The sequence below is a fragment of the Chloroflexota bacterium genome (genome assembly GCA_013152435.1).
GTDB lineage: Bacteria > Chloroflexota > Anaerolineae > DUEN01 > DUEN01 > DUEN01.
This window is the reverse complement of sequence record JAADGJ010000064.1, coordinates 1-20,656: the sequence shown is the minus strand read 5'-3', so window position 1 is coordinate 20,656 and position 20,656 is coordinate 1. Positions and strand designations below refer to the sequence as shown.

The following is a 20,656-nucleotide window of genomic DNA, read 5'->3' as shown; positions in this document are numbered from 1 at the left end:
TCATTGTGCCCTCCACTTTCCCACATAGTCGGGTGGGCGATCCACGAGGCCTCACCAGGAGGAAAGCGGTATGTTGGAATTCATCGTGCGTCGCATTATCTATGTGATCCCTACGCTCATCCTGATCTCCATCGTCTCGTATGCCATTATCGAGTTACCACCGGGCGACTATCTCAGCAGCTATGTGGCCCAGCTAGAGGAGCAGGGAGAGCAGTTGAACGAGGCGGAGTTGGCGGCCTTGCGACAGAAGTATGGCCTTGGGCAGCCCATCTACGTGCGTTACTGGAAGTGGATCAGCCGTTTCGTGCGCGGGGACTTCGGTGTCTCCTTCGAATGGAACCGGCCGGTGCGGGAGCTGGTCCTGGATCGTGTCGGGCTGACCGCTCTGATCTCGCTGTCCAGCACGCTTTTCATCTGGGCTGTGGCCATGCCCATCGGCATTTATTCGGCAACTCATCAGTATTCCCTCAGTGACTATATCTTCACCTTTATCGGCTTCTTGGGCATTGGTATTCCCGACTTCCTCCTGGCCCTGGTGATCCTGTGGTGGGTGTGGAGCTCTTTCGGTGTCAACGTCGGGGGGCTGTACAGCCCCGAATTCATCGGCCAGCCGTGGACCTGGGCCAAGATCGCGGATACCCTGAAGCACATCTGGGTGCCGATGATCATCATCGGCACCAGCGGCACGGCTGGCATGATCCGCACCATGCGCGCCAACCTCCTCGACGAGCTGCGGCAGCCCTACGTCATCACGGCCCGGGCCAACGGGCTCTCCGAGACCCGACTCCTCCTGAAGTATCCGGTGCGCCTGGCCCTGAACCCGTTCATCAGCACCATCGGCTGGATGCTGCCCGGCCTCATCTCCGGCACCACCATCGTCGCCATCGTGTTAAGCCTCCCCACCACCGGCCCGCTCCTGTTGAAGGCGCTGCTGTCGCAGGATATGTACCTGGCTGGATCTTTCGTGATGCTCCTGAGCGTGTTGACCGTCATCGGCACTTTGATCTCCGACATCCTGTTGGTGATCGTCGATCCGCGCATTCGTTTCGAGCATGTCGAGTCCAGATAAGGAGCTGTCGACGAAGATGCCACCTGCAGTCAGCGAGGTATTGAAAAAAGAGCCGATCTCCCCGGTCGGACCACGGGTGGAGGAAGAGGAGAGGATATTCGTCGCCTCCCAGTGGCAGCTTATGTGGTGGCGTTTCCGCAAGCATAAGCTGGCCAACGTGGGCACGGTCGTGATCCTGATCTTCTACCTCCTCGCCATCTTTTGCGAGTTTCTCTCCCCGTATGATCCGAACGATTACGCGAGGCGGTTCACGTTCGTGCCCCCTCAGCGAATCCACTTCGTCCATGAGGGCAAATTCCGCCTACGTCCGTTCGTGTACGGGCTTGAGCGCACTCGGGATCCCGAGACGTACGTGATCCGTTACGAGAGCGATCCGGAGCGGATATACCCGATCTACTTCTTCGTGCGCGGTGACCCGTACAAGATGTGGGGACTCTTTGAGACCGACGTGCATCTGTTCGGCCTGGGGCCGGATGTGAAGGACATGCGGATCCACCTGTTGGGCACGGATCGGCTGGGGCGGGACATGTTTTCCAGGATCCTCTACGGGGCGCGCATCTCCCTCTCCATCGGCCTGATCGGCGTGTTCCTCAGCTTCATCATCGGCATCCTGATGGGGGGGATCTCGGGCTATTGGGGAGGGATGCCGGACATCATCATTCAGCGGGTGATCGAATTCCTGCGGTCGATCCCCACCATCCCGCTGTGGATGGCGTTGAGCGCCTCCCTACCCCGCGAGTGGTCGTCCGTGCAGCGCTACTTCGCGATCGTCGTGCTCCTTTCGCTCATCGGTTGGACGGGACTGGCCCGCGTGGTGCGCGGGCGCTTCCTGGCCGTACGGGAGGAGGACTTCATCACGGCGGCGAGGATCGTGAACGCCAGCGAATTTCGCATCATCGTGCGGCACATGCTGCCCTCCTTCCTGAGCTACATCATCGCTTCGCTCACGCTCGCCATCCCGGGCATGATCCTGGGCGAGACCAGCCTCTCCTTTCTCGGCCTGGGCTTGCGGCCGCCGACGATCAGCTGGGGGGTTCTGTTGCAGGAAGCGCAGAATCTGCAGACCGTGGCCCTGGCGCCGTGGCTTCTCATCCCGGCCCTCTTCGTGGTGGTCGCCATTCTCGCCTTCAACTTCATGGGGGATGGCCTCCGTGATGCCGCTGATCCGTACGCGAGGTAGAGAAGATGGCTGATGGCGGCAAGGACCTCCTGTTGGAGGTGAAGGACCTCAAGACCTATTTCTTCCTCGATGAGGGGACGGTACGCGCCGTGGATGGGGTGACCTTCGACATCCAGCATGGTCAGACCCTGGGGGTCGTCGGGGAGAGCGGCTGCGGCAAGAGCGTGACCGGCCAGTCGATCCTGCGCATCGTGCCACCTCCCGGCCGCATCGTCGAGGGGCAGATCCTGTTCCACCGGCGCGTGAGGCGCAATGGCGGTAGCGAGGTGGATGTGGTGGTGGATCTGACCCAGCTTGACCCGCGTGGCAGGAAGATCCGCTCCATTCGAGGCGCTGAGATCGCTTTGATCTTCCAGGAGCCGATGACCTCCTTCTCACCCGTGCATACCATCGGCAATCAGATCATGGAGAGCATCCTCCTTCATCGGGACGTGACGAAAGAACAGGCAAAAGAGATCGCCATTGACATGTTATCCCGCTGTGGGCTGCCGCGAGCGGAGGACGTCCTGAGGCGGTATTCGTGGGAGCTTTCGGGGGGCATGCGCCAGCGGGCCATGATCGCCCGGGCGCTCGTCTGTCAGCCCAGCCTGCTCATCGCCGACGAGCCCACCACGGCTCTGGATGTGACGACCGAGGCCCAGATCCTGGACCTGATGCAGACGCTGCAGCGGGAGATGGGCATGGCCATCCTGTACATCACCCATGACCTGGGGGTGATCGCGGAGATGGCGCAAGAGGTCATCGTGATGTACCTGGGCAAGCTCATGGAGCGGGCGGATGTCTACTCGCTCTTCTACGATCCGAAGCATCCTTATACGCAGGCTCTCCTGCGCTCCATTCCCAAGCTGGGACGCAAGCGGAGGACCCGGCTGGATACGATCGAGGGGATGGTGCCGGACCCGTACAACATCCCGGCCGGATGCGCCTTTCACACCCGATGCCGCCGTTTCATGCCCGGCGTCTGCGACGTGGAGGACCCTCCGATGGTGGACGTGGGGGATGGGCATCTGGTGAAGTGTTTCCTGTATTAGGAGGGGGAATGGCTGAGTCTGGGGAGAGAAACCACAGGCCCATCCTGGAGGTTCGGAATCTGAAGAAGCATTTCCCGATCGTGCGCGGCTTTCTGCGCCGCGTCGTCGGTTACGTGAAGGCCGTGGACGGGGTGACGTTCATGGTGCCGGAGGGCCAGACCCTGGGCCTGGTAGGGGAGAGCGGGTGTGGGAAGACGACGACGGGGCGGTGCATTTTGCGGGCGGTCCAGCCGACGAGCGGGGAGATCATCTTTCATGATGAGCGGTTGGGCCCGGTGGATGTGGTGCAGGCGGATCCGGAGCAGCTTCGCTACCTGCGCCGCAACATGCAGATGATCTTCCAGGATCCCTATTCCTCCCTGAACCCCCGTATGACCTTGCTTGACATCGTGGGCGAGCCCCTGATCGTCAACAATGTGGCGCGAGGCAAGGAGGTGGAAGACCGGGTGGCGGAGTTGCTGCGCCTGGTGGGCCTTCGCCCCGAGTATATGCGCCGGTATCCGCACGCCTTCAGCGGCGGCCAGCGGCAGCGGATCGGGATCGCCCGGGCGCTCGCTCTCAACCCGCGGCTGATCGTGGCGGATGAGCCGGTGTCGGCCCTGGATGTGTCCATTCAGGCGCAGACGCTCAACTTGCTGCAGGACCTCCAGGAGCAGCTTCACCTGTCCTACATCTTCATCGCCCATGACCTGAGCGTGGTGGAGCATGTGAGCGACCACGTGGCCGTCATGTATGTGGGCAAGCTGGTGGAGACGGCGGAGACGGAGGAGTTGTTCTTCAGCCCCAAGCATCCATATACGGAGGCGTTGCTCTCCGCCGTGCGTCGTCCAGACCCCATGGCGAAGGGGGAGCGGATCATCCTCACCGGCGATGTGCCTGATCCCTCCAACCCTCCCGACGGCTGTTACTTCCACCCCCGCTGTCGGTACGCGCAGGAGGTGTGCTCGGTGGAGGAGCCGCCTCTGCGGGAGATCTCGCCCGATCATTTCGTCTCCTGCCACCTCGCCGATCAGCTGTCCCTGCGGGGCGTCGACTAGCGTGATATGGAGGGCGACGACGATTCGAACGGCAGCGCGATACGCGGCGATCTATCTGGCGTGGGGGATCACTGGCGCCCTGGGGATAGCCGACCTCATCGGCGCCCGAGAGGCCATCCTGCGATTGTACGTGATGTTGCGCCTCGGCAAGTGGGGCTATGGCGCTGCGGACAAGTGGTTGTTCGTGTTTTTCGGCCTGATCTGGCTGGTAGGGATCCTGTATATGGAGTCCTACTATCGTACCGGCGCCGCAAAGGGTGTGCTGGCCAGGCGATTCCTGCGCGTGACTCTGATCGAGTTGGCCATCCTGGCCGTGGCGTGGGGGGTTCACGTGCTGACACTGTAGTGCGGAGAGGGGTTCGGCCCCTGCCCGGAGGCTTTGGGACTCCGGGTTGTTTTTTGTGCCCGGTGAGATGTGAAAAGGAGGCGACCTCATGGACGTGCGGCGGGCGTACCTCCGTATCCTGACGCGGGACGTCGAGCGGAATCTGGAGCGTTTTGATGAGCGTACCGGCCGCTTTTTGACCGATGGCGGCTGGGCTGTGACCAACCAGGACATCGTCTATCCCCTGGCCTTGCTCTATCTCACCGATGACATAGGGAACCCCTATTATCGCGATGAGCGCATCTTGCGCTATGTCCTTCGGGGTGCGGACGCCTGGCGTGACTTTCAATACCCCGACGGCCGGGTGGAGTTCGTCAAGGTGGATGGGTCGAAGTGGGGCCCCACATATATGCCCTGGTCCATGTATCACTGGCTGGAGACGTATGCCCTGCTGCAGAATCTCCTGGACCCGCAGCGGCGCGCTCGTTGGGAGGATGGCCTGATCCTCGCCTATACGGGCATCGCCGGCGAGCTGGAGAAGGCCGCCGTACACAACATACCCACCTGGAATGGCATGGCGCTTTACCGGGCCGGGCAGGTCTTTGAGCGGCCTGCGTGGCAGGACCAGGGGCGGGAGGTGATCTACAGGGCGGTGCAGGAGCAGACGCCCCAGGGATATTGGCGTGAGCATCACGGCCCCACCACCACGTACAACTTCGTATATGTGCACGCCATTGGCCTGTACCACATCTTCTCCGGCGATGAGGGCGTCCTCCCCTGTCTGGAGCGGGCGACGGAGTTCCATATCCGCTATACCTATCCTGACGGCCGCGCCGTTGAGACCATCGATGGACGGGTCAAGTACCACGACCGGATCCCGGATACCGCTCAAGTGGCCTTCCGCCTCTTCCCTCGTGGCCGGCGGTATGTGCGCCTTCTGGTGGAGAACATGCTGCGGCGGAGAGAGGAGCAGCCGGGGCCACATGTGTCTTACGTGGTGACCCCGGGTGGCAAGCGGATCGTGAACGTCGACTACGGCCTCAGCCCCCGACTCGCATCCGCCTATGCCCATTATCGTGTGGGCCCGGAGGAGCCGATCCCACAGGATCGTCCTGAGTATCATATCCACGACGAAGGGCATGCGATCATCCGGCGCTCGCGTGGATGGTTCTACTGTCTGAGCGGCATCGTCACCCCGCCGGTGGACAACCGTTGGGGCCAGGATCGGCAGAACTTCATCAGCGTCTGGCACGAGCGCACCGGCCTCATCGTGGGGGGAGGCAATTCCAAGGGGCAGCCGGAGTGGAGCACGTTCGTGATCGGCGAGGGATCGAATGCGGTGTACCTGCCCAGCGCGGCCGCGCTGCATCCGGGGGATGCCGATGACGTTGTGATGCTCACGTACGCAGACCGACCCTGCTCCGTGAAGGCGAGCGTGGTGGATCAGGACCGCATCGAGGTGCGCCTGCATGGCGCTCCTGCGGGAGGTGCTCGCGGGCAGTTGCTGTTCAAACTGCACCCCGGGGAGGCGCTGCAGACAGGCGCTGGTGGGGAGTTCGTCCTGGGTAGCGAGCGCCTGGCTCTGAGCGCTGAGCGCGCGGGCGGTTGGGTGTCGCATCATGGCTGGCGGCTCCACATGCCGTCGGAGAGCACGTTCACCTGGCCCGTCCTGCCCTTTAATCCCTATGCCAAGGACGGAGCGGCCCCGCTCGACGAGGGTGTGGCCGTCCTAAGCGTGCCCTTGCGCGATGATCCGATCTCCGTGTCGATCGAGTTGGTCTGATCGGCCGCGCGGCGAGGTCTCTCGGATTCCTCGGGTGGGGGATGGGAACTCTCCGGAAGGTGCGCTAGATCATAGCTCACGTGGGGAGGCATCGATAGAATGTGCCGTGAAGACCACCAATCCCACCCAAGGAGTGTAGATCATGCCGCATGTCATCACCGATGCCTGCATTCGCGATGGAGCTTGTGCCGAGGTGTGTCCGGTGGATGGGATCGTCCCCGGGATGCCGGAGGACGAGTGGCCGACGTACTACATCGATCCGGAGTCGTGCATTGATTGCGGCGCCTGCGAGGCCGAGTGCGAGACCGGGGCCATCATGGCCATCGAGGACTTGCCGGAGGACATGCAGCACTTTGCTGAGATCAATGCCCGCTTCTTCTCGGAAGGACCGGGTTACGCAGCGCTGGATATGGTCTGATCTGTTCGTCCTCTTCGACCCCAGGCCCCTGTCCTATGGCAGGGGCCCTTTCATGTCGACGAGGGGGTGTATCCAACAAGGTTCCATTCGCATCAACTTGCGGGAAACCCACTTTTCCGGCCTGCATCTGCCTTTCTCGGCCCTTCCCGAAGGGCCCGGGCCGAGGCCAGGCAGGTCGAAGGCGGGAGAAGGGCTTTTTCCGGAGGGCTGGAGCCCCTCCAGGCCTCCCCGCAGCAGAAGCAACAGCATTTTCTAAGGGCGTGCCTGAAAATTTACCGACAAGGTGTCCGAGGGTCTTCCTCAGCTACCAGCTCTACGGGGGAGGTGTGGAGGGGGTCTCCCCTCCACGGAAATCCCACTTTTCCGGCCTGTACCTGCCTTTCTCGGCCCTTTCCGAAGGATCCAGGCCGAGGTCAGGCAGGTCGAAGGCGGGAGAAGGGCTTTTTCCGGAGGGCTGGAGCCCCTCTGGGCCTCCCCGCAGCAGAAGCAACGGCATTTTTCAGGCACACTCCAAGCTTCCGCCGGACAACAGTCCGGCGACACAGGGCGGACTGTTGTCCGCTTTGAGCGCGTATGGGTGGGTGTAAAGACTCGAGATATGACCCTCGCCTGTTTTCACCGAAAAAGATACACGACCGCCGACGAGGCAGCTTGCCGAAAGAGAGGCTCGGCGGGAACGGGAGGTGAGGTGTGGTGCCACGAAGCATTGAGATCCCGGAGCGAAAGCGGCCGGCCGACGACGCGGGCTATCTGGAGCAGATGACGAAGGCCATCTTCCAGGCCGGGTTCAGTTGGGATGTGATCCGGGCCAAGTGGCCCAACTTTCGCCGGGCGTTCGATGGATTTGACGTGGATCGCGTGGCCGCCTATGATGAGCGGGATCTGGATCGGCTCCTGGCCGACCCGGGGATCGTGCGCAACGGCCGGAAGATCATGGCCACCATCGAGAACGCCCGGATCATGCAGGAGCTGATCGCAAAACATGGCTCCTTTTACAACTACCTGCGCTCGCTGGACGGCCTGAGCTACGAGGAACGCAAGCGCATCCTGACCCGCCGGTTCCGCCACCTGGGGCGGACGGGATGCTACGTGTTCCTGTGGTGTGTGGATGAGGATGTGCCGAGCTGGGACGAGCGCTGATCGAGGAGGACATCGTGGCGAACGTGGCGATCGTCGGTGCGGGCCTGATGGGGACGGCCACCGCGTGGCCCCTCAGCGATAACGGACACGCCGTGCGGCTGGTCGGCACCCATCTGGACGGCGACATCATCAAGAGCTGTAAGGAGCGGCGCTTTCACCCCCGGCTGAGGCGTCCGCTTCCCGATGGCGTGCAGCCTTACTACGTCGAGGAGATCGCCCAGGCGCTGGACGGCGTGGACGTCATCGTCAGCGGCGTGAACTCCCAGGGCGTCCACTGGATCGGGCGGACCATCGGCCCCTACCTGCGGCCGGGGCAGCTGATCATCGCCGTGACCAAGGGGCTGGAGGCGGCCGAGAACGGGGACCCCATGATCCTGCCGGATGTGCTGGCCGGCGAGCTGCCGGATGGGATCCGGGACCAGGTGAAGCTGGCCGCCATCGGCGGGCCGTGCATCGCCGGAGAGCTGGCCGGCCGTCGCCAGACCTGTGTGATCTTCGGCTCCCGGGATCGTGAGGCCGTCGAGCGGCTGGCCGGGATCTTCCGCACCCCTTACTATCACGTGTGGACCACCACCGATCTGGTGGGATTGGAGGTGTGCGCGGCGCTGAAGAACGCGTACACGCTGGGCGTGGGGCTGGCCGCCGGGTTGTTGGAGCGGGAAGGGGGGCCGGATACGGCCGGCGCGCACATGTACAATCTGGCCGCGGCCACGTTTGCCCAGGGGTGCACGGAGATCGATCGCATGTTGCAGATCGTGGGGGGCACGCGGGCGTTCGCCTACGGACTGCCCGCTCCGGGCGATCTGTACGTGACGTGCATGGGCGGGCGGACGGTGCGGTTGGGCCGGCTGTTGGGCATGGGGCACACCTTCGCCGAGGCTCGGGAGATCATGGCGGGCGAGACGTTGGAGGCGGCGGAGATCATTCGTGAGATGGGGAAGGCGCTGCCGAAGCTCACGGAGCGCGGCGTCATCGGCCCGGAGGAGTTCCCGTTGTTGCGGGCGCTGGTGGATATCGTCGTGCACGGCCGGCCGGTAGACCTGCCGTTGGACGATTTCTTCCAGGGTACGGCGCCCTCGCTGTGGCATCGGCCGGCATGAGAAGCGGAGGGGCGATTCATGAGTTGCCCCTCCGTGCGCGCTTGCGGCCATGGCAGTATTTGAACTTCAGCCCGCTGCCGCAGGGGCAGGGATCGTTTCGGCGGGCGCGGGCGAATCGGCGCTGTAGCTCCGCCTCCTCTTCCGCCAGGATGCGCATGATGTTCGCCGGCGGGCGGCCGGCCCTCAGCTCGGCCGCCATGATCCGCATGGGCCGGTCGATGTGGGTGAAGAACGCCTTGTATCCCTCGCAGAGGTAGTTGAGCCCCGGCTCGCCGTCGGGCGTGCGCAGGAGGCGGTTTTTCGGACAGCCGCCGTTGCAGATGAAGCGGACCTCGCACTCCCGGCAGTAGTGAGGCAGCCTGTCCCTCTTGTCCAGCCCGAACGTTCGCTGCTTCTCCGAGCCCACCATCTCGATGAGCGGGATGTCCTGGATGTTGCCCAGCTTGTGTCGGGGCTCCACGAAGTGATCGCAGGTGAAGAGATCTCCGTTGTGCTCCATGACCAGGGCCGTTCCGCACGTCTCCTCGAAGACGCACAAGCCCGGGCGCATCCCGGCCCAGGCGGCCAATGATACGTCGAAGATCTGCACGAACATCCGGCCGACGTCCCGGCGCACCCACTCGTCGAAGATGGCGATGAGGAAATCCCCGTATTGTCTCCCGGTGACGGAGCGCTCGGTGACCTTGTCTCCCTCCTGAAAGCCGGTCTCGTTGTCCCGCTCCACGATGGGGATGAACTGGATGAACTGGGCGCCCACCTCATCCCGGAAGAAGCGGTAAACCTCCAGTGGGTGATCGGCGTTGGCGGCGTGCACGGTACACAGGATGTTGAACTCGACGCCGTGATTCTTCATCAACTCCACGCCACGCATCACCCGATCGAACGTGGGCTTGCCGCCCTTGTCGTGTCGATAGACATCGTGGATCTCACGCGGGCCGTCCAGGCTGATCCCGATGAGGAAGTTGTGCTCGTGGAAGAATCGGCACCACTCGTCGTCCAGGGTGGTGCCGTTGGTCTGGAGCGCGTTTAGGATACGCATGCCCGGCTTACGGTATTTCTGTTGGAGCTCCACGGCCAGCCGGAAGAAGTCCAGCCCCATGAGGGTCGGCTCGCCGCCCTGCCAGGCGAAGGTGACCTCGGGCACGCGCTGGGCCTCGATGTATTGGCGGGTGTAGCTCTCCAACAGCTCGGGGGACATGCGGAATGCGCTGTCGGGGTAGAGCCGCTCTTTGGAGAGGAAGTAGCAGTATTCACAGGCCAGGTTGCAGATGGCCCCTCGCGGCTTCACCATGACGTGGAAGGCCGGGGGGACGTGGGTCGATGCGCCGGTGATGGATGATGGCATCGCTTGTTTCATGTTCCATCGTGCCTTGGTGTGGGATGGATGGCGGGCCGATGGATCAGGCGCCGCCGGATGGGCGTATTATAGCACATGCGAAGCAGAGGCAATCTCCCTCATGGGTGTTGCCGGGGCAGGGGCGATTCATGAATCGCCCCATTGGTATCAAGGTAAGCGATATGGATGCGTGGCCCCGCATCTCTGGGGTAGCTCGGAGGGGCTTCCCCTCCGCACCTCCCCTTTCAGGTGCGACCGCTCGTGCAGCAGCAGACGAGGGCTGGTAAACGTAGCGCTACTCTGCGCGAAAATGGTGGGCATAAAATGTGTTTTGTGGTAGAATGCGTTTGGTAGGTACTTCTGCATCGCGTCGTGGTTGTCAGGAGGACAGCGTGCGGAGGTTTCTCTACAATATCTCGTGTGATTTGTATCGGATCACACGAGATATTGTGGATCGTTTCCCCGCTGGTGTTCCCCTCTTCCATGGACCGGTGTGTTACAGCTGCCGATAGCGCATCCTGGTTGGTGCGCGAATCACGTTTTGGGGGTGGTCGTTGCAATGGGGTTGAGTCAGGTTGCTCGGGATGACTGGCAGGGGCTTTTGGCGGTGGCGCAGGAGAGCCTGGCCTCCGGTGATCCCGTTACCGCCCGGCGCGCGACGATCCTGGCCTCCCGTGCTGCGCCGGATACCGCCGAGGCTCAGCGCGCACTGGGAGACGCCTGGAGCGCACTGGGGCGATATGTGGAGGCGGTGCGGGCGTATCGGTTGGCCGTGGAGGCGGACCCTCGCTCGGCGGACGCGCTGGGGGGCCTGATCCACGTGTTGCACGAGACGGGGCGAGATGCGGAGGCCCTGCCGTACTGTCAGCGGGCCGTGGAGATGGCTCCGGAGGATGCGCAGCTCTGGGGGCATCTTGGGGATGTGCTGATGTCGCTCGATCGCTACGATGAGGCGCTGGAGGCGTTCCAGAAGGCCATCGAGCTTGGGCTGGAGTCGGCCGATCTGTATACATCCCTGGGCTACCTGTATTATTATCGCCACGAGCTGGAGCGGTCCCGGGAGGCCTTCCGTCGGGCTATCGACCTGGCGCCGGATGAGGCGACTCCTCATAACAACCTCGGTTATCTCGAGATCCTGATGGGGGACCTGGAGGAGGCGGCAAGGCTGCTGGATCGGGCGCTGGAATTGCGCTCGGATTTCGTGCGGGCGCTTTACAATCGTGGGCTGTGTGCCTGGCTACAGGACGATCGCGAGCGGGCGCTGAACTTCTACGCCCGTGGGCGGGCGGTGGATGAGAACGAGGCGGAGCTGGCCGCCCATCGAGACGACCTGAGCGAGGTGCGTCGGCATCAGGAGGGATGGCGGAATAAGCTGCAGCGGCTCGCCATGCTGTTAAGCCAGCCGCTGGCCGGCGCTCGTCGCCGCCCGGCGCGCCGATGATTCTCATGGAAAGGACCTTTGGAGAGGGAGCATCATGCGAGATTTGGCCGGTGTTTTCTGCCCCACGGTGACCCCGTTTCGACCTGATGGCGAGGTGGACCTGGAGTGGGTGGGGCGCCATCTGGCGTTTCTGAGGGAGCGAGGCTGCGATGGCGTGGTGCCTGCCGGTACCACGGGCGAGGGCCCGTCGTTGGGGTTTGAGGAGCGGTGTCGGCTGATCGACTACGTCGTGTCCCATGCGGATGGGATGGCGGTGATCCCGGGCACGGGGACACCCAGCCTGGCGGATACCGTCGCCTTGACTCGGCACGCCCTGCAGGCGGGCGCCGATAGCGTGCTGGTCCTGCCGCCGTTCTACTATCGCAGCGCCCCGGTGGATGGGCTGATCGACTACTTCCGACGGCTTTGCGACCAGGCGTTGCAGCCCGGGCAGCAGATCTTCCTCTACCATATCCCACAGGTCAGCGGTGTGCCGGTGACGCATGAGCTGCTGGATGGCCTCATGGAGACGCATGCGGAGTGCGTGGGAGGGCTCAAGGACTCCAGCCGGGATCCGGAGGGCTTGCGAGCCTATATCCAGCGCTATCCATCGCTGCGGATCTTCTGCGGCAGCGATGATCTGGCCGCTTTTGCGTATTCGGAGGGGGCGGCCGGGACCATCACGGTGATGGCGAACCTGATGCCGGACCTCATCCAGTCGATCCGGCGGGCGGCGGGCACCGATGCGTCTGAATCTCTGCAGAAGCGCCTGTCGCGGTCTCGTGGCCTGTTGGCCGATTACCCGGTGCAGGCGGCGGTGAAGTACGCCTTGCATCGGATCGCTGGCCTGCCCGAGACGGCCACGCGTCCCCCAAACGTGGAACTGAGCCCGAGCCAGCGTGAGGCGCTGGGACAGGGGCTGGAGTGCCTGGGGCTTTTGGAAACTGCCTAAGCGAGTGTAGGGCCGTGGCGGAACAACCTGAGCATGTCGAGGTATTGACCTGGGAGGATGTGGACGGGCTGATCGACCATCTTCTGCCACAGCTGGCCGGTCCGTACGACGCGCTGGTCATGATCACACGTGGGGGGATCGTGCCCGGGGGGATCATCAGCGAGGCGTTGGACATTCGCGATGTGTTGACGGCGGCTGTGGCGTTTCCCCCAGCGGGGCAGCGGCCGGAAGCCCGTTTGGCCTGGCCCACTTTCCTCCAATTCCCGTCCGAGGAGCAGATCTTCGGGCGGCGCGTGCTCGTGGTGGACGACATCTGGGACAGCGGGCGCACCATTACCGCCGTGCGGGCGCGCATCGAGTCGCAGGGGGGATACCCGGAGCTGGCCGTGTTGCATTACAAGCCCGGCCGCTCGTTGTTGAGCTCGTCCGGCCCGGACTACTATGCGGCCGTCACCAACGCATGGATCGTGTATCCGTGGGAGATATGGCGGCGGGACGACCTGGTGCATTTGCCGCCTGCGCCTCCCCCGCCTGCGTGATCCTGCGGCCGGATGCACAGGGCGAGGCTCACGGGAGGCCGCTATCCACAGAGGAGGGGCTTTGCGGCCGTGGACGAGGGGGGCTTCACGGCGCGCCATGGGCCCTGAGAAATCGAGGAGGGTTGCTTGGCTAAGCGCAAGATCCTGGTTGTAGACGACGATCCCGATCTGCGGCGCTTGCTCGCCTTGACGCTTCAGGTGGCCGGTTTCGACGTCATCACGGTCGCCAGCGGGGCTGAGGCGTTGGAGAAGATCCGCACCGAGCGGCCTGATCTCGTCCTGTTGGACATCATGATGCCGGAGATGGACGGATTTGAGACGTGCCGCCGGCTGCGCAGGCTGCCGGAGGGGGCGGAGATCCCTGTAATCATGCTCTCCGCCGCCGACCAGGTGGCGGATAAAGTGAAGGGGTTGCGGGTTGGTGCGAATGATTACATCACCAAGCCCGCTGACTCCCGGGAGCTGTTGGCCCGTATCGAGACTCACCTCCGGCCGATCTACGCCCGGCCGGCGCGCATCATCGCCGTGCTGGGCAGCAAGAGCGGTGTTGGGGTCACGATGCTGGCGATCAACTTGGCGGTGGCCATTAAGCAGCAGGATGAGGGGGAGGTCGCCCTGCTGGATTGGCACCTGCCCATGGGGGATGTCCCCACCGCGTTGAACCTGACCCCCAAGCATACTCTGGAGGAGCTGGCCTCCACCATCGACGACCTGGATACGCAGATGCTGGAGCAGGTGGTCCTGAATCACGCCTCCGGTATCCGGGTGGTCCCGGGCGCGCAGTCGCTCGACGCGGCCGCCCTTTCCCCGTCCGCCCTGGAGCCGGTATTGGACATTGTGGGACGGACGGTGGACTACATCATCGTCGATGCCGGCTTCCGTGTGGACCGTGAGTGGCTGGAACCTTTGGAGATCGTGGATGAGCTCCTGTTCGTGGTGACGCCGGAGCTGCCGGTCCTGCGGCGGGCGGCCCTCTATCTGGAACAGGAGAGCCGCCGCGCGCTCTTCGGCGATCGCCTGCACCTGATCATCAATCGCGAGGGGATTCACGGGGGGATCGGGACGCGTGAGATCGAGGAGCTGCTGCGTACGAAGGCCCGCTCCCGCCTGCCTGATGAGCCGGAGCCGGTGGTCCTGTCCATTAACCAGGGGGTCCCGTTGGTGCAGAACTCCCCGCGGTCGGCCCTGGCGCGTCGCATCGTGAGCCTGGCCCGTGAGGTTGTGGCCTCGCCTGAGCGAGAGACACAGCGTGGTCCCTGACTTGCCTCTGGCGTTGCCCTCTGTGCGGGGGCTCGCATGGATATCCGCGTCCACTCTCGCCGCCAACCCGGCGTGTACATGATGAGATACGTGAATGTCGCTGCCCATCTACGTGTGTCGTAACGGCGAACTGATCCCCGCCGATCAAGCTCAGGTTTCGGTCTTCAACCCGGCGCTGTATACGGCCTTTGGCGTTTACGAGTCCATTCAGTGCGAGGAGGGGGTGATCTTCCACCTGGAGGATCATCTTCAACGCCTCGCCCATTCGGCTCATCTCCTGGATATGCCCCTCCCGGCCGGCCTGGAGGCGATCGCCTCCTGGATGCCGCCGCTGCTGCGAGCGAACCGCAGCCCTACCTGCCTGATCCGTTTGTATGTCCTCGGGCCCAACGGACAGGAGCCCGCTCTGGCCTTCATATGGCCCGAGGTCTCTCGCTCGTTCTCAAGGGCCCTGTATGAGGTCGGCGCCACCGCGATCGTTTTCCACGGCGCCCGGGCGTTGCCTCAGGCCAAGTCCCTCAACACGCTGGTGAACTTCCTGGCGCGCAGACAGGCGCAGATGGCCGGGGCGCACGAGGGGCTGCTGGCCCACGGCGGCCATATCTACGAAGGGGCCAGCAGCAACCTGTTCGCCGTGCGGGACGGGTGTATCCTGACCCCGCCGGAGGAGACGATCCTCTCCGGTGTTACCCGAGAGATCGTCCTGCGCCTGGCCGGGGAGCAGGGTATCCCTGTCTCATATGAGCTCCTTCCTGAGGACAATGTCTCCCGGTGGGATGAGGCGTTCATCACCTCCACCAGCCGCCACGTGATGCCGTTGGTGCGCATCAACGGACAGCCCATCGGCGCCGGCCGGGTGGGGCCCATCACCCGACGCCTCATGGAGGCGTTCGAGTCGTACTACCGGGATTACCTGGCGACGCATCGCCCCGTGATGACGTAGCAGGGCGTTGGGGGGCATCCTGGGAGGGGCTCCCGTCCGGCTGCCCTGCTGGAGCGTGCCGACCGTGTTCGCAAAGATCATCGCAGATGAGGATATGGGGCTCCCCCGAGCGCAATCATGGGAGCCGTGGGTGCGGCTGGCCTCCTTTCTGGTGACCCTGTGGCTGGCCACCCGGCAGCGCTGGTCGGCCCGGGAGCTGGCCTGGAGCTTCTGGATGGCGGGGCTCATGTTGGGCGGCATCTACCTCCTCGTCAATCAGGCGGCGGAGTCCCTTCGGCAGGAGGAGGCGTCCTGGCGATCCAGGATAACGAGCGCCTTGCAGTCCCTGGCAGGAGGGTTCTTCCTCCTCCTGTTCGCTTATGCGATCTTCGCTGGCTTTCTGGACGTCATCTTCACGATGATCGCGTGGGACCTGACGGGCGCGCCTCTGGAGCCCATCACCCGTTCCCTTCCGGCGACGCTATCCCGCACGTTGACCGAGCGCTGGCCGTTCCTGGTCACCAGCGGGCTCTCCCAGCTTCCGGCCTACGTCCGGGATGCTCTCTCCGTCGATTCCTCCGATTTCACCCGGTTCATCTTCGTCCGGGACCTGCTGCGCATGATCGTTTTGATCTTCATCCTGGTGCCCTTGGTGGTGTTCCAGCTGGGGTTTTTCGCCCTTTATCCCGTCTTGTTCGTCTACTTTCTCCCCCTGGATAGCCTCCGCCAGATCGGCGGTCAGATCGCAAGCCTCCTGCGGTGATCCTTTCCATTCGATCGCGCGCAGGCCGGGTTTGCGTGAAGGGCGCCAGCCCTCGGGGGGAGTGAGAGCGTGTCTGAAGGTCTCCCCCAACGACCAACTCCACAGGGGGAGGTGTGGAGGGGGCCTTCCCTCCACGGAAACCCCGCTTCTCCGGCCTGCACCTGCCTTTCTCGGCCCTTTCTGAAGGGCCCGGGCCGAGGCCGGGCAGGTCGAAGACAGAAGAAGGGCTTTTTCCGAAGGGGCTCCTCATGGCAGGAGCAACGGCATTTCTCAAACACACTTTGAGGGATACGTTACCCTGGCGGGGGGATGTTAGACAAATCCCACAACCGAGGGTAAAATAGCGGCATCGCGACAGCCTGACTGCGCGATGTCCTCTCCGCTGTAAGGACCTATCCAAACCTGTAAGCAACGACTGCTTCCTCTCGCTACGCCGCGAGATGCGCCCATTTCATCTCCCTGCATCACTCCTCGTCGGGGATAGCCCGTGATCCCCGAATGGGCTTTCTGTTCGGAACCACAGAGGGAATTCTCGTTCGCTCATATACAATTTAAGGAGGTGGCTGTATGTGTTGCAGGAAGCCTGTGTTGGTTCTGGTGAGTCTCACGCTGCTCTTGAGCCTCGCCCTGTCGGCCTGCGTCGTTCCGGCGGCGCCACCGGCGGCGGAGGAGCAGGCGCCCGCTGCGGCTGAGGAGGCCGCCGGCGCGGAGGAACAGCCGGCGGCTGAAGAGGCGGCGGAGACGGTCCTCCCACCCTTGGACCCGCCCGAGAAGGTCAAGGTGGCCTATGTGCCCATCATGAAGTTCGCCACCATGTACGTGGCGGCGGGGCGTGGCATCTTCGAGAAGTACGGGCTGGACGTGGAGATCGAGCGCGTCAAGTCCGGCACGGAGGCGATCGCCTTCCTCACCGAGGGCACCATCGATGTGGGCGGCATCGCCATCGTCACGTCGCTTTGGAACGGCTGGAATCAGGGCCTGGACATCCGGATCATCGCCCCTGGGGCCCTGGAGCCGTTCGAGAACAGCCCGACGAAGTTCCTGGTGCGCAAGGACCTGGTGGATGATGGCACGGTGAAGGACATCTCCGATCTCGCCGGTTTGCGGGTGGGGTTGGCCGGCGGCCCCGGGAGCGGCGGCGAGTACCTGGCGTCCAAGGCGCTGGAGCGAGGCGGCCTGACCATCCGGGACGTCGAGATCGTCCAGATCGGCAACGCGGACATGCCGGCGGCCTTCGAGAACGACGCCATCGACGCTGGCCTGCTGGGCTCCCCCTATGCGGATCAGGTGATCAAGGCCGGGCATGCCGTGCCCATCGCCGAGGACCTGGCTCCGGGGCTGATGACCGTGGCCTTCGTGGGGTCCGGCAACTTCGTCAAGAATCGGCCGGAGGTCGCCCAGCGCTTCGTCCTGGCCCTGATGGAGGCGGCGCGCATGATGCAGGGCGATGACTACCTCTCGGACGAGAACATGGCCGCCTACCTGAAGTTTGTCAACTCCACGGAGGAGGCCATCCGGACAGGCCGGCCCGTGATCTACGATCCGAACCTGCGGATTCCGGTCGAGGGACTGGCCGACGTCGAGAGGGTCCATCGCGAGAATGGGCGAACCAACTACACCGAGCCCATCGACCTGTCCAAGGTCGTGGACACCTCCTTCGTCGACAAGGCGCTGGAGCTGTTGGGCGAGTATCCGGAATGACGGAAGCGCGATGCGCTTCCGCAGGGCGGATGATCCGCCCTGATCGTGCGCAGCAGGGGCGGGCCTCCGGCTCGCCCCTGTCGGCGCGCATGGGGTGATGATTGGGGTGTGTGCATGGCGATCAAGATCCTGGCGCGTGGCGTGCATAAGACCTACGTGACGGCTCGCGGGCCGGTGACGGCGATCCAAGATTTCAACCTGACGGTGGAGGACGGCGAGTTCGTCTGCATCGTCGGGCCATCCGGCTGTGGCAAATCCACGTTCCTGCGCATCCTGGCCGGGCTGGAGCCCCTGACCTCGGGCGAGGTCAAGATCATCCCCGGCGATGATCCCAGCAAGCCGCTCAATAACGTGGTCTTCCAGGAGTACGCCATCTTTCCCTGGAAGACGGTGATCGACAACGTCGCCTTCGGCCTGGAGATGCGTGGGATCCCCAAGAAGGAGCGTTACGAGATCGCCAGGGATTGGCTGGAGCGGGTGGGGTTGCGCAAGTTCGCCGACTATTACCCGCATCAGATCTCCGGCGGCATGAAGCAACGGGTCAGCATCGCTCGGGCGTTGGCCAACGATCCGGAGGTGTTGCTGATGGACGAGCCGCTGGGCGCCCTCGATGCCCAGACGCGTATGGTGCTCCAGGAGGAGCTGTTGCGCATCTGGGAGGAGAATCGCAAGACGGTAGTTTACATAACTCACAGCATCGACGAGGCGGTCCTGCTGGGCGATCGGGTGGTGCTTATGACGGCCCATCCCGGCACCAACAAGGCCACCTTCGATGTGAACATCCCGCGGCCGCGCTCGGTCAAGACGATCGGCACGCCGGAGTTCAGCCGGTTGACCTACACCATCTGGGAAGCGCTCCATGAGGAAGTGATGCGCGCCATGTCCGAACAGTTGGCGGGAGAGCCATGAGAGCCGTGAGGGAATTTCGTCTGACTTCGACGCACAAGATTATCCTGGTCGTCCTCGCCCTGGTGTTCTGGAACCTGGCGACCCTCCTGATGCATCTGTGGGAGGAGCATTGGTGGCTGGGGCTGTCGGGCGATCTCGTCCTGGTCGTGGTGCTGGCGGACCTGGTGGGGCGGGAGATCCCGGCCCGATACGAGACGCTTTACGAGCGGGCGCTGGCTATCGGGTTCCCGATCCTGTTGTTGGTCGCGTGGGAGCTCATCGTGCGGGCGGAGTATCTGAGCCCTCGCTGGTTTCCACCGCCGACCCGGATCCTGGCGGCGCTGTGGGATCTGACGGTGAGCTACGACCGCTTCAACGAGACCAGCCTGTTCGGGCGCCCCTGGCTGGTGCCCCAGGCGTTGGTCAACGGGGGATGGGAGAGCGCCTGGCGGCTGTTCACGGAGAGCCATGTGCTCACGACGCTGGTGCGCGTCTTCGCCGGCTTCTTCCTGGGCACCGTGCCGGGGATCTTGCTCGGCATGATCATGGGGATGAACCGAACCGTGCGGGCCATGCTGGACACCGCCATGTCGGCGGTGTACGTCCTGCCCAAGATCGCCATCTTCCCCATCATGATGCTGATCTTCCCCAACCCCTTCGGCGAGGGGCCCAAGATCGCCGTCGTCGCCATTTCGGCGTTCTTCCTGGTGGCGATCAACACCATGGTCGGCGTGCGGGACATCGATCCCGTGTACATCCAGGCCGGCCGGAACTACGGCGCCAACCGCTGGCAGCTGTTCCGGCATGTGATCCTGCCCGGCGCGCTGCCGGTGATCTTCGCCGGGCTGCGGCTGGCCCTGGGCACGGCGTTGATCGTCATCGTGGCCATCGAGTTCGTGCGGGCCAAGAAGGGGGTGGGTTTCCTCACCTTCTACTACTGGGAGGTGCTCCTGACCGATAAGATGTACGCCGGATTGCTGGTGATCATGGGGCTGGGCGTCCTGCTGACCCAGGGGCTGCAGTGGGTCCAGCGCAAGGTCATGCCCTGGCAGCGATAGATCGCTCCGGCTCGCCACACACGCGGGTCGAGCTCCCACGCTCGACCATACGATGGCGCCAGCGTGGGAGCTGGCGCTGCTGCAACAAGCATTAGCGGGCCGGGCTTCCGCGCTCGGCCGCTTCCATGCATTACTCGATGGGCGTTAGCCAGCGGTTCTCCTCGTCCCCTTCGGCCGCCCAGCCCTGGCGACCGTTGGGATCGACCACCTGCCACCATCGGTAGCCATCCACGTCCACGGGACCGCCGATGACCTTGAGCCGGGTTCCGGGACGCAACCGGCGGGCTACCACGGAGTCCAGCCCCGCCTCGAACCGCATGGTGAGCACCTTGCCCTTCTGCGTGGTGACCACGACCTCATCGCCGCGGAGCACCGGGCGGTTCACCGGCCGTGGCTCGCCGATCTGCGGGCTCAGCCACTCGTCCTCCTCGTCGCCATCCGCCACCCAACCCTCCAGGCCGCGCTTGTCCCGCACCTTCCACCAGCGGTATTGTTCCCCCTGCACGGGGCCTTCCAACACCCGGACAAGGGCACCCGGCGCCAACCGTCCCACGCGTTGCTGATCGATCCCGGGTTCCTCCCGCACGTTGAGCCCGCCGGCCGCGACCACCCGCGCCGGGTGCCCCGGCATGAGCGCCGTCCCCGGCTCTGGCGTGGGGGTGAAGGTCGGCGTGGGGCCCGGGCGTGTCGTGGGCGTGGGGGTGGGGATCGGGGTGGGCGTCGCAGGCGGCAGG

At 64.0% G+C, this 20,656-nt stretch carries 20 protein-coding genes; 18 read left to right on the top strand and 2 right to left on the bottom strand.

What is annotated here, in order from left to right; genetic code table 11:
- Nucleotides 1-70: 70 nt before the first annotated feature.
- From GXP39_09330 to GXP39_09290, 9 genes are all read left to right on the top strand, one after another.
- Entirely contained in the window at nucleotides 71-1,069 is a 999-nt protein-coding gene (locus GXP39_09330) for an ABC transporter permease (GenBank protein ID NOZ28238.1), read from the top strand.
- Nucleotides 1,070-1,085: 16 nt separating this feature from the next.
- Nucleotides 1,086-2,249 (top strand): ABC transporter permease, encoded by a 1,164-nt coding sequence (locus GXP39_09325; protein NOZ28237.1) that lies wholly within the window; start codon nucleotides 1,086-1,088, stop codon nucleotides 2,247-2,249.
- A gap of 5 nt (nucleotides 2,250-2,254) precedes the next feature.
- On the top strand, nucleotides 2,255-3,280 hold the full coding sequence (locus GXP39_09320) for an ABC transporter ATP-binding protein (GenBank protein ID NOZ28236.1): 1,026 nt from the start codon (nucleotides 2,255-2,257) through the stop codon (nucleotides 3,278-3,280).
- Between the two features lie 8 nt (nucleotides 3,281-3,288).
- On the top strand, nucleotides 3,289-4,317 hold the full coding sequence (locus GXP39_09315; GenBank protein ID NOZ28235.1) for a dipeptide ABC transporter ATP-binding protein: 1,029 nt from the start codon (nucleotides 3,289-3,291) through the stop codon (nucleotides 4,315-4,317).
- A gap of 1 nt (nucleotide 4,318) precedes the next feature.
- Complete coding sequence (locus GXP39_09310; GenBank protein ID NOZ28234.1) at nucleotides 4,319-4,663, top strand: hypothetical protein; 345 nt, start codon at nucleotides 4,319-4,321, stop codon at nucleotides 4,661-4,663.
- An 88-nt stretch (nucleotides 4,664-4,751) separates the two neighbouring features.
- The gene (locus tag GXP39_09305) at nucleotides 4,752-6,425 is read left to right on the top strand and encodes a hypothetical protein (protein NOZ28233.1); all 1,674 of its coding nucleotides are present in this window, start codon (nucleotides 4,752-4,754) and stop codon (nucleotides 6,423-6,425) included.
- A gap of 142 nt (nucleotides 6,426-6,567) precedes the next feature.
- Nucleotides 6,568-6,843 carry a ferredoxin family protein gene (locus tag GXP39_09300; GenBank protein NOZ28232.1) on the top strand — a complete coding sequence of 92 codons (276 nt, stop codon included), beginning with the start codon at nucleotides 6,568-6,570 and terminating at the stop codon, nucleotides 6,841-6,843.
- A gap of 759 nt (nucleotides 6,844-7,602) precedes the next feature.
- Nucleotides 7,603-7,983, top strand: a complete 381-nt coding sequence (locus GXP39_09295; protein NOZ28231.1) for a DNA-3-methyladenine glycosylase I — start codon at nucleotides 7,603-7,605, stop codon at nucleotides 7,981-7,983.
- Between the two features lie 14 nt (nucleotides 7,984-7,997).
- Nucleotides 7,998-9,083: a glycerol-3-phosphate dehydrogenase gene (locus tag GXP39_09290; protein NOZ28230.1), complete on the top strand. Its 1,086-nt coding sequence runs from the start codon at nucleotides 7,998-8,000 to the stop codon at nucleotides 9,081-9,083.
- Between the two features lie 16 nt (nucleotides 9,084-9,099).
- On the opposite strand, the gene GXP39_09285 is transcribed toward GXP39_09290, so the two are convergent.
- A complete protein-coding gene (locus GXP39_09285) occupies nucleotides 9,100-10,428 on the bottom strand; it encodes an anaerobic sulfatase-maturation protein (protein NOZ28229.1) in 1,329 nt (442 codons plus the stop codon).
- A 550-nt stretch (nucleotides 10,429-10,978) separates the two neighbouring features.
- Here GXP39_09285 and GXP39_09280 point away from each other — a divergent pair.
- From GXP39_09280 to GXP39_09240, 9 genes are all read left to right on the top strand, one after another.
- A complete protein-coding gene (locus tag GXP39_09280) occupies nucleotides 10,979-11,860 on the top strand; it encodes a tetratricopeptide repeat protein (protein ID NOZ28228.1) in 882 nt (293 codons plus the stop codon).
- A 34-nt stretch (nucleotides 11,861-11,894) separates the two neighbouring features.
- Nucleotides 11,895-12,791, top strand: a complete 897-nt coding sequence (locus GXP39_09275; GenBank protein NOZ28227.1) for a dihydrodipicolinate synthase family protein — start codon at nucleotides 11,895-11,897, stop codon at nucleotides 12,789-12,791.
- A gap of 14 nt (nucleotides 12,792-12,805) precedes the next feature.
- Nucleotides 12,806-13,330, top strand: a complete 525-nt coding sequence (locus tag GXP39_09270; protein ID NOZ28226.1) for a phosphoribosyltransferase — start codon at nucleotides 12,806-12,808, stop codon at nucleotides 13,328-13,330.
- A 126-nt stretch (nucleotides 13,331-13,456) separates the two neighbouring features.
- The gene (locus GXP39_09265; GenBank protein NOZ28225.1) at nucleotides 13,457-14,590 is read left to right on the top strand and encodes a response regulator; all 1,134 of its coding nucleotides are present in this window, start codon (nucleotides 13,457-13,459) and stop codon (nucleotides 14,588-14,590) included.
- 94 nt (nucleotides 14,591-14,684) lie between these two features.
- Entirely contained in the window at nucleotides 14,685-15,533 is an 849-nt protein-coding gene (locus GXP39_09260; GenBank protein NOZ28224.1) for a hypothetical protein, read from the top strand.
- Nucleotides 15,534-15,597: 64 nt separating this feature from the next.
- The gene (locus GXP39_09255; GenBank protein NOZ28223.1) at nucleotides 15,598-16,275 is read left to right on the top strand and encodes a hypothetical protein; all 678 of its coding nucleotides are present in this window, start codon (nucleotides 15,598-15,600) and stop codon (nucleotides 16,273-16,275) included.
- A 567-nt stretch (nucleotides 16,276-16,842) separates the two neighbouring features.
- The gene (locus GXP39_09250; protein ID NOZ28222.1) at nucleotides 16,843-17,976 is read left to right on the top strand and encodes an ABC transporter substrate-binding protein; all 1,134 of its coding nucleotides are present in this window, start codon (nucleotides 16,843-16,845) and stop codon (nucleotides 17,974-17,976) included.
- Between the two features lie 114 nt (nucleotides 17,977-18,090).
- On the top strand, nucleotides 18,091-18,885 hold the full coding sequence (locus tag GXP39_09245) for an ABC transporter ATP-binding protein (protein NOZ28221.1): 795 nt from the start codon (nucleotides 18,091-18,093) through the stop codon (nucleotides 18,883-18,885).
- 5 nt (nucleotides 18,886-18,890) lie between these two features.
- The gene (locus GXP39_09240; GenBank protein NOZ28220.1) at nucleotides 18,891-19,922 is read left to right on the top strand and encodes an ABC transporter permease; all 1,032 of its coding nucleotides are present in this window, start codon (nucleotides 18,891-18,893) and stop codon (nucleotides 19,920-19,922) included.
- 130 nt (nucleotides 19,923-20,052) lie between these two features.
- Here GXP39_09240 and GXP39_09235 read toward each other — a convergent pair.
- Nucleotides 20,053-20,656, bottom strand: a 604-nt coding sequence (locus tag GXP39_09235) for an SH3 domain-containing protein (protein NOZ28219.1), incomplete at its 5' end; no start/stop codon positions are given.